Annotated in this window: 10 protein-coding genes; 5 read left to right on the forward strand and 5 right to left on the reverse strand. The window is 66.2% G+C overall.

Translation table 11 applies throughout. The features are described from left to right. The first annotated feature begins 80 nt into the window (after positions 1–80). A complete protein-coding gene (locus ACQR1I_RS16330) occupies positions 81–302 on the forward strand; it encodes a DUF2842 domain-containing protein (RefSeq protein ID WP_434866926.1) in 222 nt (73 codons plus the stop codon). Here ACQR1I_RS16330 and ACQR1I_RS16335 read toward each other — a convergent pair whose 3' ends face one another. Beyond that, complete coding sequence (locus ACQR1I_RS16335) at positions 303–1,364, reverse strand: polysaccharide deacetylase family protein (RefSeq protein WP_434867422.1); 1,062 nt, start codon at positions 1,362–1,364, stop codon at positions 303–305. 275 nt (positions 1,365–1,639) lie between these two features. Between ACQR1I_RS16335 and ACQR1I_RS16340 the strand changes: the two genes are divergently transcribed. Continuing rightward, on the forward strand, positions 1,640–2,872 hold the full coding sequence (locus ACQR1I_RS16340) for a GNAT family N-acetyltransferase (protein WP_434866925.1): 1,233 nt from the start codon (positions 1,640–1,642) through the stop codon (positions 2,870–2,872). Here ACQR1I_RS16340 and ACQR1I_RS16345 read toward each other — a convergent pair. Then, positions 2,869–5,202, reverse strand: coding sequence for a GumC family protein (locus ACQR1I_RS16345; RefSeq protein WP_434867421.1), 2,334 nt, complete (start codon positions 5,200–5,202; stop codon positions 2,869–2,871). The genes ACQR1I_RS16340 and ACQR1I_RS16345 overlap by 4 nt on opposite strands. A gap of 403 nt (positions 5,203–5,605) precedes the next feature. Here ACQR1I_RS16345 and ACQR1I_RS16350 point away from each other — a divergent pair, with 403 nt between their 5' ends. From ACQR1I_RS16350 to ACQR1I_RS16360, 3 genes are all read left to right on the forward strand, one after another. Further along, positions 5,606–6,697, forward strand: a complete 1,092-nt coding sequence (locus ACQR1I_RS16350; protein ID WP_434866924.1) for a glycosyltransferase family 4 protein — start codon at positions 5,606–5,608, stop codon at positions 6,695–6,697. Positions 6,698–6,850: 153 nt separating this feature from the next. Further along, positions 6,851–8,377, forward strand: a complete 1,527-nt coding sequence (locus ACQR1I_RS16355; RefSeq protein ID WP_434866923.1) for an undecaprenyl-phosphate glucose phosphotransferase — start codon at positions 6,851–6,853, stop codon at positions 8,375–8,377. 87 nt (positions 8,378–8,464) lie between these two features. Then, the gene (locus ACQR1I_RS16360) at positions 8,465–9,730 is read left to right on the forward strand and encodes an O-antigen ligase family protein (RefSeq protein ID WP_434866922.1); all 1,266 of its coding nucleotides are present in this window, start codon (positions 8,465–8,467) and stop codon (positions 9,728–9,730) included. Here ACQR1I_RS16360 and ACQR1I_RS16365 read toward each other — a convergent pair. The 3 genes from ACQR1I_RS16365 to ACQR1I_RS16375 form a co-directional block, all read right to left on the reverse strand. After that, positions 9,727–10,905 (reverse strand): saccharopine dehydrogenase family protein, encoded by a 1,179-nt coding sequence (locus ACQR1I_RS16365; RefSeq protein WP_434866921.1) that lies wholly within the window; start codon positions 10,903–10,905, stop codon positions 9,727–9,729. The two genes, ACQR1I_RS16360 and ACQR1I_RS16365, sit on opposite strands and share 4 nt — an antisense overlap. A gap of 45 nt (positions 10,906–10,950) precedes the next feature. Beyond that, entirely contained in the window at positions 10,951–12,129 is a 1,179-nt protein-coding gene (locus tag ACQR1I_RS16370; RefSeq protein ID WP_434866920.1) for a saccharopine dehydrogenase family protein, read from the reverse strand. A gap of 145 nt (positions 12,130–12,274) precedes the next feature. After that, positions 12,275–13,057: a DUF169 domain-containing protein gene (locus tag ACQR1I_RS16375; RefSeq protein WP_434866919.1), complete on the reverse strand. Its 783-nt coding sequence runs from the start codon at positions 13,055–13,057 to the stop codon at positions 12,275–12,277. Between the last annotated feature and the right edge of the window lie 16 nt (positions 13,058–13,073).

Consider the following 13,073-nt stretch of genomic DNA (forward strand, 5'->3'; position numbering starts at 1 on the left):
CTGGGGCGTTCCGGCCCTTATAATCTCAGCGAAATCGCGCGCAAGCCGCTGCACGCCCAGCCAGAGCTGACAAATCCGTCATGACCATCCGCACCCGAAAGCTCATCGGCGCCGTCGCGCTGCTCCTACTCGCCTTCGTCTGGTCGATGATGGGCATGGTGATGGCGCAATTTCCCCTGATCGCCAATTCCGGCTGGATGCAGGCGGTGTATTACGTCGTCGTCGGGATGGGCTGGGTGTTGCCGGCGATGCCGATCGTCAGCTGGATGCTGCGCCCCGATCCGGAGCGGCAGCAGGGCTGATCAGCCGAGGTCGAGCCTGGGCTGCGAGACCAATTTTTCGCGCGGCAGGGTGACGCCGGCCATCAGCACCTTGAGCGCGCGCAGCGAGCGCGAGCGGCCGTCCCAGGCGATGCGCGGCAGCATGTGCAGGTTGGTGCGGCCCTCGCTCTGCACGACACCAGGGATCGCCGAGGCCGCGCTGACGAACCCGGCCTGCTCGGCAAGCACGACGTCGCTGCGGCGGAACGCGTCGCGATCGCCGAACGGATAGGCCATGTGCCGGACCGGGCGGCGTAGCGCCGTCTCCAGCACCGCCTTGCCCATCGCGATCTCGCGCTGGGCATCGGCATCCCTGAGATTGGCGAGCAGGTGATGATGCACGGTGGCGCTGCCGATCGTGACGTTCGGATCGGCGGCGAGGCGCGCGATGTCGGCCCAATCCATTGTGGCCCCGCGCGTCAATGCAGCGAGGTCGATCGAATGACGCGAGCAGAGGTCGCGGATCGCCAGCGACAGCTCGGACGGCGGAAGCTTGCTCAGCCAGCCCGCGAGATAGGCGAACAGCTCGTATTTTTCCGCCGGCTTGAACACGGTGAAGCGCTGCTCGCGATGATCGATCACCAGGCTGATGCGGGACTCGCGGGCGATCACCGCTTCCAGGCCGAGCCACCACGCTTCGCCGAGACCATCCGGAAACGCGCTGGGCACATAGACCGTGAACGGCACGCCATGCCGGGCGAGGACGGGATAAGCGTGCGTGATCAGGTCCTTCGAAGCGCCATCGAAGGTCAGGCAGGCAAAGCGCCCGCTTTCCGGCAGCCGTACGGCGCGGCTGCAGGCCTCGTCGAGTGTGACGATGTCATAACCCCAGCGCTTCAGGGCGCGGATGATCCTGTCGAGGAAAGCGGGTGTGATCTCCGCGCGCTTGAGCGGCTGAAACGCCCCCTTGCGGCGCGGCAGCACCCGCTCGAAACACAGGATGGCGCCAGCGCCCGCCCTGGCCCGCGACGCCAGCAGCGTACGGCCGCTGAAATACGCCAGCTCCAGCCGCGCGCTGCGCAGCCACCTGTTGTCCGACGACAATTGCCGCGCCCCTTCAGACACGTTCGACTTGAAACGAGACCACCTGCGCCCATCTGATGGAGGCAGAGGGTGGCGCGATCGCGTCATCGTCGCCGCCGCGTCGAATCAAGATCATTACGCCCTTAAGATCGCGTGGCCGAGACGGATTTGAACAGGTTTTTCTGGTGATATTCCCGATTTGGGACGCTGTCATTGCCATTACCCTTTGTTGAGACTTCTTTGCGAGGGTCTGACGGCCCAGAGCAACAAATTCCCACACCAACGCAGGTTGCGCGATGACCATGGCCGCCGTGATCGAGAGCCGGACGGCGCGGGCGCCCGCGCCGCAGCTGGCGTCGGGAATCGCGCGCGTCGACATCGTGTCCGATCTCGCAGCCGCCGAACCGGTCTGGCGCGCGCTCGAAGCGCCCGATCATGTCTCGACGCCCTATCAGCGGTTCGACCTGCTCGGCGCCTGGCAGCGCGCCGTCGGCGCCAGCGAGCATGCGGACCCGTTCATCGTCGTCGCGCGTGACGCCGAGCAGCGCCCGCTGCTGCTGCTGCCCTTGAGCTTGCGGCATGCGTTCGGCGCCAAGGTCGCCGCCTTCATGGGCGGCAAGCATACCACCTTCAACATGCCGCTGATGGACCGCGACTTCGCCGCGCGCGCCGATGCGTCCGATCTCGGCGCCCTGCTCGCGGCCTTGCGCGACCATGGCGGCGTCGATGTGCTCGCATTGACGCAGCAGCCTGCGCGCTGGCGCGATCTCGCCAACCCCTTCGCGCAATGGCCGCATCAGCCATCGGTGAACGATTGCCCGGTGCTCGCGATGCCCGCGGGTGCGGCACCCACCGCGCTGTTGTCGAATTCGTTTCGCAAGCGGCTGAAGAGCAAGGAAAAGAAGCTCCAGGCGCTGCCCGGCTATCGCTACATGGTCGCGAGCAGCGATGCCGAGATCGACGAGTTGCTCGACTGGTTCTTTCGCGTGAAGCCGGTGCGCATGGCCGAGCAGAAGCTGCCGAACGTGTTCGCCGAGCCCGGCATCGAAGCCTTCGTGCGGCACGCATGCATGGCGAAGCTCGGCTGCGGCCGTCGCGTCATCGAGATCCACGCGCTCCGCTGCGATGCCGAGATCATCGCGCTGTTCGCGGGCGTCGCCGACGGCACGCGCTTCTCGATGATGTTCAACACCTACACGCTGTCGGAAAATGCCCGCTGGAGCCCCGGGCTGATCCTGATGCGCTCGATCATCGACTACTACGCGCGGGGAAATTTTCGCGCGCTCGATCTCGGCATCGGCTCGGACGACTACAAGCGGATGTTCTGCAAGGACGACGAGCCGATCTTCGACAGCTTCGTGCCGGTCAATGCGCGTGGCCGACTGGCCGCGACGGCAATGGCTGCGACCGGGCGCGCCAAGCACGCCGTCAAGCACAGCCCGGCGCTATTCCGGCTGGCCCAGCAGCTGCGCAGCGTGTTGCAGCCGCGCGCAAGTGCCGCAAAGAGTGACGAAAAGACCGACGACTAGGCGGCGACGCCGCGCGGTCCCGGCTGGTTGCGGTTCGCGCCGCCGACCGGCGCTTTCAGCATGTAGACCGCGCCGAAACCGACCTCGCGCAGCTGCTCGCTCATCTGACTGCGAGCGTCGGCGGACATCGCGGGATCGGGCACGACGACCGCACGCGCCCCCGTCGTCAGGAGCTCGGCCGGGAGGTCCGACGCATTGCCAGCGTCGAGCAGCACATGGTCATAGACGCGCAGCAGCGCGTCGATCGCGAGCGCCAGCCGCGGCGACTGCAGCTGCTGACGATCGGCGCCGGGACGCCCGGCATTGACGAGATGCAGCCGCGAGGCCTGGTCCTTGGTGATGATGGACGCGAACGACGCCTCGCCCAGCATCAATTCGATCAGGCCCGGCGCAGCCGGGTCGACGGAGATGCCGGAAAGCCGTTGCGGGCTGCCGGCGAGGTCGACCAGCACCACGCGGGCCTGTGCGGCCATGGCGCGGGCGATCGACAGCGCCGCGTTGCTGACAGTCTCGCCGCCGGCGGTGCCGAGCACGGTGACCTTGTGGGCGCGCGCGCCTGCAGCGATCAGCCCAGCCGCAAGCTGCTCGAGTTCGTTGAGCGGCGGCACGGGCTTCGCCGGCTCGGGGACCGGCGCGACCGGCGGTGACACCGCGGCGGGCGCTGGGGCAGCGGAAACCGGTGTGGGGGAAGCGACATGAACCGCCGCAGGCGGTGGGGCTGCAACGGGCTCGGCGACCACCGGTGCGGGGACGGACGGCGGCGGCGGCGCGGGCGCAGCCATCGTCGGCTCGACGCGGGCCGCGGGCCGGGCTGCGACGGCCACCGGCGCGACCGGCGGCGCCGAGACCGCGCGCGGTGCAGTCAGGCGCAGCAACTCGCCGGTGATGACGACGCCCGACGTCAGCATCAGCGTCGCCAAGGTCGCGATCAGCACGACCGGCAGCTTCTTCGGATAGGCCGGCGTGTTGGAGACCACGGCCCGCGAGATGATCCGCCCTTCCGCCGGCGGCGTGTCGAGCGACTCGCGGGTGTTCGCCTCGCGGTATTTGGCGAGATAGGATTCCAAGAGGTCACGCTGCGCCTTCGCCTCGCGCTCGAGCGCGCGCAGCTTGACGTCCTCGCCGTTGGTCGAGGACGCCTGCTTCTTGGCCTGATCGAGGCTCTGGCTGAGCATCTGCACCCGCCCCTCGGCGATGCGCGCGTCGCTGTCGAGCGAGCGCGAAATCTTGCCGGCCTCGTCACGGATCTGGCGATCGAGATCGCCCAGCTGCGCCTTCAGCTCCTTGATGCGCGGGTGATTGTCGAGCAGCGTCGACGACTGCTCGGCGAGCTGCGCCCGCAGGTTCACGCGCTGCTCAGACAATCGCCGCATCAGTTCGGAATTGAGCACCTCGGACGCCTCGATCGGCTGGCCGCTCTGCAGCATCTCGCGGATCAGCCGCGCCTTGGTCTCCGCATCGGACTTCAGGGCGCGCGCGTTGTTGAGCTGGGTGTTGACCTCGCCCATCTGCTGGTTGGAGAGCGAGGTGTTGTTGGTGCCCATGAACGAGTTCGACTTGGCGCGGAACTCCTCGACCCGCGATTCCGCCTCCTCGACCTTCTTGCGCAGGCTCTGAATCTCTCCCGACAACCACTGGCTCGCCGACTTGGCCTGAGCCTGACGGGCATTCTGCTGCAGCACCAGATAGCCGTCCGCGATAGCATTGGCGATCTGCGCGGCAAGCGCAGGATTCTGCGACTGGAACTCGACGACGAGGACGCGCGACTTGTCGACGGCGTACACCGTCAGCCGCTCATAATAGGCGTCCATGACCCGCTCTTCCGGCGTCATCGACAACGGGTCCTTCACCAGCCCGAGCAGGGCCGCGACCGATTTCAGCGGCGATACGCCGCGCAGCACGGAATCGAACTCCGGCAGCTCCGCAAGCTTGTTCCGGGCGATGACGTCACGCGCCAGATCGCGCGACAGGACCAATTGCACTTGACTGGCCACCGCCTCGGGGTCGAGCGCCGTCCGCTCCTCGTTGCGCTCGCTGCTCGGCCGCAGGAACACGTTCTCACGACCGTCGATCAGGATGCGCGCTTCGGACTTGTAGCGCGGCGTGATCATGTTGACGGCGGTGACGGCCAAGGCCAGCGCAAGGAAAGTCGCACTCAGAATGAAGATGCGCTTGCGAGCGAGCGCACGTCCCACCATGCGCACGTCAAGATCGCCGGCGACGCCGGTTGGCTCCGCTGCCTGCAGCGTGCTCACCGGCTCCCGGACCGGAGCCTTCTCGACCCGCGCCGTCTTGTCGTTCCTGTCAGCACGCCAGAACGCCAACCGCATCATCCACTCCCGCGAGACACACGCCACGCCGCCACCATACGTGGTACGATCACACTCTATTAAGGTTGCTGCCCGGTTAATTCGGCCTACATCCCTGATCATCAGCAGGCAGATTGTGGGTTATCACTGAGCGACCGATCGTTAAGACGACGCCGGATCGTCGCAATAATTCACCGAAGCCGATCCGCGGACCAGGATGTGAGCCGTTTGTTAACCATCAACGATCTATCCAGATGAGACCCACACGAGATCCCAGTGACGAGAGGCACCCGTGCTTCCTCTTTCGACCAGTCGTCAGGTTCGTTCGCCCAACGACGGTTGGCGTAATCGCGCTCAGGCCGAAGATTCGAGCGGTCTTGATGCGGCCTCGTCGCCGAACAAGCCGCTGAGAATCCTGCACGCCGTGCGCGCTCCTGTCGGCGGCATCTTTCGGCACATCCTCGACCTCGCCAATGGCCAAGCCGACCGTGGACATCACGTCGGGATCATCGCGGACAGCCTGACCGGTGGCGCGCGCGCCGATGCGGCGCTTGCGCAGATCGCACCGCGCCTGGCGCTTGGCGTCCATCGCGTTGCGATCCATCGCGAGCCTTGGCCCACCGACGTCCTGGCGCTGCGCCGCTTCCATGCGATTTTCGGCAGGCTTGCCCCCGATGTGCTGCACGGCCATGGCGCCAAGGCCGGCGCCTTCGTACGCATGCTGCCGCACCGGCCCGGCACGATCCGGATCTACACACCGCACGGTGGATCGCTGCACTATCCGCGTAACACGCTCAAAGGGACTTTGTATGGACGCCTTGAGCGGGCGCTGATGAACCGGACCGAACTCTTTCTGTTCGAGAGCGTCTTCGCCCGCGACACCTACGAACGCATGATCGGCCATCCGCAGGGCCTCGTTCAATGCGTGTTCAACGGCGTGACGGCAGGCGAATTCGATCCGGTGACGCCGGCCGCGGACCAGACCGACCTCGCTTACGTCGGCGAGTTCAGACATATCAAGGGCGCCGATCTCCTGATCGACGCGGTCGCGCAGTTGCGCGCCGCCGGCAGGACGCTGACGCTGACGCTCGGCGGCGACGGCGAAGAGATGGCGCGCCTGAAGGCGCAGGTGGAGCGGCTTGGCCTGACATCTTCCATCCGCTTCATCGGGCACGTGAAGGCCCGCGAGGGCTTTGCGAAGGGACGCCTGCTCGTCGTCCCCTCGCGCGGCGACTCCATGCCCTACGTCGTCATCGAAGCCGGGGCTGCCGGAATTCCGATGATCGCAGCCCGGATCGGCGGGATCCCCGAGATCTTCGGGCCGCACGGCGAGGCGCTGTTCGCGCCGAGCAACGTCGACGCCCTCGCCAACGCGATCGCGGCCGCGCTCGATGATCCCGCTACCGCGCAGCTTCGCGCCAAGGCGCTGCGCGAACGGGTTTTCCAGCATTTTTCGCAGAAGGCCATGGTCGAGGGCGTGCTCGCTGCCTACCGCGAAGCATTTACCAAGACCTGACCTCATTTATCATCGCTAACCGTTTCTTCCGATTTGCCATTTAATCACGCCGGTGGGGAATTTCCTCCGGCGCTATCGGCGCTTACGTGACTAAGAATACTAACAAACATAATCCGGGCTTGTACGACTGTGGAACCGATCAACGCTCGCTCGATGTTGGATGCTGCTGCCGCAGCAACCGCGACCGCAACGGCCGGTCAGCCCGCCGTTGAACGGCGGCGCCGCTTGTCGCCTGCGGCGCTCGCCGTCGCCAATCAGAAGGTTCACCGCGCCTACTCTCCGATCGTCCTCGCCGGCGTCGTCCGCATCGCGGATTTCGTGCTGCTGAGCATCGTGGGTAGCATCATCTATTTCGGCTACGTCGTTCCGCTCAGCGGCTTCCATTGGGAGTACCTCGTTGCCATCGTCGGCTTGGCGGTCAGCGCCGTGATCTGCTTCCAGGCCGCCGACATCTATCAGGTCCAGGTCTTCCGCGCCCAGGTGCGGCAGATGACCCGGATGATCTCTTCCTACTGCTTCGTGTTCCTGCTGTTCATCGGCCTGTCGTTCTTCGCCAAGATCGGCAGCGAAGTGTCCCGCCTGTGGCTCGCGGCTTTCTTCTTCATCGGCCTCGGCGCGCTGATCGCAAGCCGCGTCGTGCTTCGCAGCCTGATCCGCAGCTGGGCCAGGCAGGGCCGCCTCGATCGACGAACCATCATCGTCGGCGCCGACCAGAGCGGCGAGGATCTGGTACGCGCGCTGAAGGAGCAGGACGATTCCGAGATCGAGATTCTCGGCGTGTTCGACGACCGCAATGATTCCCGCGCGCTCGAGACCTGCGCCGGCGCGCCGAAGCTCGGCAAGGTCGACGACATCGTCGAGTTCGCCCGCCGCACCCGCGTCGACCTCGTGCTGTTCGCGCTGCCGATTTCGGCGGAGACCCGCATCCTCGACATGCTCAAGAAGCTGTGGGTGCTGCCGGTCGACATCCGGCTCTCGGCCCATACCAACAAGCTCCGCTTCCGCCCCCGCTCCTATTCCTACCTCGGCGCCGTGCCGACGCTCGACGTGTTCGAGGCGCCGATCACCGACTGGGATCTGGTGATGAAGCAGCTGTTCGACCGTGTCGTCGGCGGCCTGATCCTGCTGCTCGCGCTGCCGGTGATGGCGCTGGTTGCGCTCGCGATCAAGCTCGACAGCCCGGGTCCGGTGCTGTTCCGACAGAAGCGGTTCGGCTTCAACAATGAGCGCATCGACGTCTTCAAGTTCCGCTCGCTCTATCATCATCAGGCCGATCCGACGGCGTCGAAGGTCGTCACCAAGAACGATCCGCGGGTGACCCGCGTCGGCCGCTTCATTCGCAAGACCAGTCTCGACGAGCTGCCGCAGCTGTTCAACGTCGTGTTCAAGGCCAATCTCTCGCTCGTCGGCCCCAGGCCGCATGCGGTGCAGGGCAAGCTGCAGAACCGGATGTTCGACGAGGCCGTCGACGGCTACTTCGCCCGCCACCGCGTCAAGCCCGGCATCACCGGGTGGGCGCAGATCAACGGCTGGCGCGGCGAGATCGACAACGAAGAGAAGATCCAGAAGCGCGTCGAGTTCGACCTCTACTACATCGAGAACTGGTCCGTGCTGTTCGACCTCTACATCCTGCTCCGGACGCCGCTGGCGCTGATGACCAAGAGCGAGAACGCCTATTGAGTTCGGGGATCCGGAGCGGGCGCCAGCCCGCTTCGTCTGTCTGGTTGGCCGGTCCCGCCGCGCGCTGCGTATGAGTATGAGTTCGTGATGGCCACCGCGGCGACAGCCGAGTTCGCGTTGAAGCCGATCGCCCCTCCGGGCGTGATGGCGCTGCAACGCGCGCTCGTCTGGCTGGTCGGCGCCTCCGGCGCCATCGTCTTCATCGAACCCAGCCCCTACGAGCTCGCGACGCTGGCCTCGGCCGCGGTGTTCATCGCCACCGGGATGCGGCTGCGCGCCGTTTTTCTTCCCCTCCTGCTGCTGCTGTTCCTGGTCAATCTCGGCTACACGATCAGCGCCATTCCGCTGCTCGACGATTCCAAGATCGCGAGCTGGATCGCGACCTCCTGGTACATGGCCTTCACGGCGATCTTTCTCGCCATGCTGACCGCGGAGGACACGCAGGCGCGGCTCGACATGCTTCGCCGCGGCCTGGTGCTGGGCGGCGCCCTGGCCGGTCTCGCCGGCGTCGCCGGCTATTTCCATCTCGTGCCCGGCGGCTACGACCTCCTCACGCTGTATGGACGGGCGCGCGGCACCTTCAAGGATCCGAACGTGCTCGGCGCGTTCCTCATCCTGCCGGCGCTGCTCGCGCTGCAGAATGTCGTGACCGCCCGCCTCGCCGCGACGCTGCGCGCCAGCTTTGCGCTCGGCATCATGTCGCTGGCCATCCTGCTCGCCTTCTCGCGCGCCGCCTGGGGCGGACTGGTGCTGACCGCCGCCTTCATGCTGGCGCTGATGGTCCTGACCAGCACGTCGCCGCGCGAACGCTCCCGCATCATCATCATGACCCTCGCCGCCGCGGTGGCTGGCGTCGTCCTGATCGGAGTTCTGCTCTCCATCGACTCCATCGCCGACATGTTCAAGCAGCGGGCGAGTTTCGACCAGAGCTACGACGAGGGACGCTTTGGCCGGTTCGGACGGCACATCCTCGGCGCCGACATGGCGCTCGACCTGCCGTTCGGGATCGGGCCGCTGCAGTTTCACAACTACTTTCCCGAGGACACCCACAACTCCTATCTGAACGCCTTCATGTCGGGCGGCTGGCTGTCCGGCATCTGCTATCCTGCGCTCGTCTTCACCACCGTCATTCTCGGCTTCCGTTATCTGCTCGTCCGCGCGCCATGGCAGCGCACCTACATCGCGGTGTTCTCGGCGTTTCTCGGCACCGTCGGCGAAAGCTTCATCATCGACACCGACCACTGGCGGCACTTCTTCCTGATGCTCGGCACGATGTGGGGCATGATCGCCGCCAACCGCCTGCACCAGATCGAAACCGGCCGATCCGCCGACATCGGCCCGCTCTCCTCCTAATCCTCCACCGCAAACGTCAGCCCGGCATGGTCGACGAGCCGCTTGATCAGGCTGTCGCCAAGCGCAGCGCCCGGCGTCCAGAAGCCTCCCTTCACGCCCGCGCCATCACGCAGCAGGCCGATGGCGCATTCACTGATCATCTTCGCCGTGAGCCCGTAGCCCGGATCGCCCCGGCCCTTCACCGACGCGCGAACGCGCCGGCCGTCGGGAGCGATCGCCACATACAGTAGATCAAAATGGCCGTTCTCGCGCATCTCCTTCGACGGCCCCTCGCCGGCCTTGGGCGCATTCGGGCCGGTCTTCTCGGCGTTGGCTGCCATCACCAGCCTGGCGTTTGCCTGGCCCTGCTCGCCGTCGCCGGTCAGCACCATCTCGTCGTAGACGAAGTCCTGGCCGTACGGAAACCCGGTCAGCATGTTGGCACGATGGACGTTGCGCGTGTTGACGAGCGCCATCGCGAACGGCGCGGCCCAGGACTGCAGGTCGTCCTCGTAGAGCGGCCGGTTGGCCGGCGGCTGCTTCGGTCCGCGGAAGCCAGGCGTCAGCGCAAACGGGTCCTTCATGACCGCGACCAGGCTCAGATCGCGCGCCAACGCGGTCGCCGTCGCCTTGGCACTCGCAGCGGTGCCGCCCGACAACGAGCCGCTCATGCTGCGAATGCGGCCCTTGACGCGGGGCGCGGCGGCGCCGAGCACGCGCCGGGCCAGCTGCTGCACGTAGTGCACGCCGAGTTCGAACGGCACAGAATCGAAGCCGCACGAAAACAGGATGCGCGCGCCGCTCGTCTCGGCGTCGGCCTGATAGCTGTTGATCATCTGATGCATCCACAGCGGCTCGCCGCAGAGATCGACATAGTCGGTGCCCGTTGCCACGCAGGCGGCGAGCACGTCGGTCCCATACAGCTGATACGGCCCGACCGTCGTGAGCACGAGCTTCGCCTGATCGACCATCGCGCGGATCGAGGCGGGATCGCTGGAATCGGCGACGATCAACGGCAAATCGTCCGGCGCTCCGATCGCATCGCGGACGGCGGCAAGCTTCTCGCGGCTGCGCCCGGCGATCGCCCAGCTCAGCTCGGAGTCGCCGCGATCATGCGTGGCGATGTACTCGGCGACGAGCTGGCCGGTGAAGCCGGTCGCACCATAGACCACGATGTCGAATGTCGCAGACGTCATTCGTGCTCCCGAATGGATGCGGATCGGTTGCGCGCCCGTCGCGTCTCAGCTCTCCACCGCAAACGTCAGCCCGGCATTGTCGACCAGCCGCTTGATCAGGCTGTCGCGCAGCGCTGCGCCCGGCGTCCAGAAGCCGCCCTTCACGCTGGCGCCGTCACGCAGCAGGCCGATGGCGCATTCGCTGATCATCTTGGAGGTCGAGCCGTAGCCGGGGTCGCGGTCGCCCTTCACGGAGGCGTGGACCTGGCGGCCGTCGGGTGCGATGGCGACAAACAGCAGATTGTAGTAGCCCTTTTCGCGCTCCTCTTTCGACGGCCCCTCGCCCGGCTTCGGCGCGCTCGGGCCGGTCTTCTCGGCGTTGGCCGCCATCACCTTCTTGGCGATGGCCTCGCCCTTCTCGCCCGGGCCGGTCAGCACCATCTCGTCGTAGACGAAGTCCTGGCCGTAGGGAAAACCCATCAGCATGTTGGAGCGATGCACGTTGCGGGTGTTGATCAGCGCCATCATGAACGGCGCGGTCCAGGACTGCAGATCCTCCTCATAGGCCGGCTTGTTGCCGGACGGCTGCTTCGGCCCCTTGAAGCCCGGCGTCAGCGCGAACGAATCCTTCAGGATCGCCACGAGGCTCAGATCCTTGGCGACCGCATCGAACGTCGCCTTGGCGCTCGCCGCTGTGCCGCCCGACAGCGTGCCGCTCATGCCACGGACGCGGCCCTTCACGCGCGACGCGGCGGCGCCGAGTACCTTCTGGGCCTGCTGCTGCACGAAGTAGACGCCGAGCTCGAACGGCACGGAATCGAAGCCGCAGGAGAACACGATGCGGGCGCCGCTCTTCTCGGCGGCGGCCTGATGCTTGTCGATCATCTGCCGCATCCACACCGGCTCGCCACAGAGATCGATGTAGTCGGTGCCGGTTTCGGCGCAGGCGGCAACGAGCTCGTTGCCGTAGTACTGATACGGGCCGACCGTGGTCAGCACCAGCCGGGTCTGCGCCACCATGGCCTTCAGTGACTCAGGGTTCGATGCATCCGCGACGATCAAGGGCGTGTCAGCCGGCGCGCCGATCTCGTCGCGCACGGACGCAAGCTTGTCGAGGCTCCGGCCAGCCATCGCCCAGCGCAGCGACGAGTCGCCACGATAGCGCGTCGCGAGATATTCAGCGACGAGCTTGCCCGTGAAGCCGGTGGCACCGTAGACGACGAGGTCGAATTTGGAAGAGGTCATGCTTGTTCCTTGGAGATCAGCTGAATAACGGTTGCTCCGTCATTGCGAGGAGCCAACGGGTCCGCGCAAAGCGCGGCCCGATGACAGGCTCGGCGACGAAGCAATCCAGAGTCCATTGCGTCGCTTTGCTCGCAATGACGATCATCTACTTCTTTCCATAAGACACGCCCATGCCGGCGCGCACGTCGTTCTGGATGCCGTAGGGCGCGATCGGATAGCGCAGGCCGTTCCTGGCCAGCTGTTTCATGCCGGCGATCGCCTTGGCGAGATCGGCCGGCTTCAGCGCCATCAACATTTCTTCATCCGGCACGCCGCCATAGCGGCGCTCGGCGAAACACGGCAGCGACAGGCTCGGCTCGCCGGTCTTCAATGCGCGGCCCCAGGAGTCGGCGCAGGCGGTCTCGCCGACCACGCCCCATTCGAACTTCTTGTAGCCGACATATTGCAGGCCGTTGATCAGGATGATCATCTGCCCCGGCGTCGCGTAGACGAGGCAGATGTCCGGCGGATCGAGCCGGCCGCTCGCGAGCGGGCTCACCGCCATCGCCTGGTAGCGGCCGAACGGCACCACGTCGAGCGCCTCCTGCCGCTTGCGCGCATCCTCGGCGGTGCCATGCCAGACGCCGACATAGTTCTCGCCCTTGAGCCAATTGTCATCCTGCGGGCCGAGACCGATCACGGCGCGGCACTGCGCGCCGACCAGATCGTCGCCGGTGATACCGACGGTCCAACCGAGCCGCGCGGCCATGCTGACGATCTGGTCGGTCGTGTGCACCGCATTGGGCCGGCGGATCTTCTCCACCGCTGCCATGTCTTCGACGCGGGCGAACATCTTGATGCCGATCACGGTGGTCTTCAGCCGCAGCAGGCTGTTGAGATCGGCAACCATGGCCGCCAGGTCCAGCCTGTCCGGGGTCGGCTGTTGCATGTCGCGCTCCCTCCCT

This window comes from Bradyrhizobium sp. HKCCYLS2038, assembly GCF_051167655.1.
Taxonomy (GTDB): domain Bacteria; phylum Pseudomonadota; class Alphaproteobacteria; order Rhizobiales; family Xanthobacteraceae; genus Bradyrhizobium.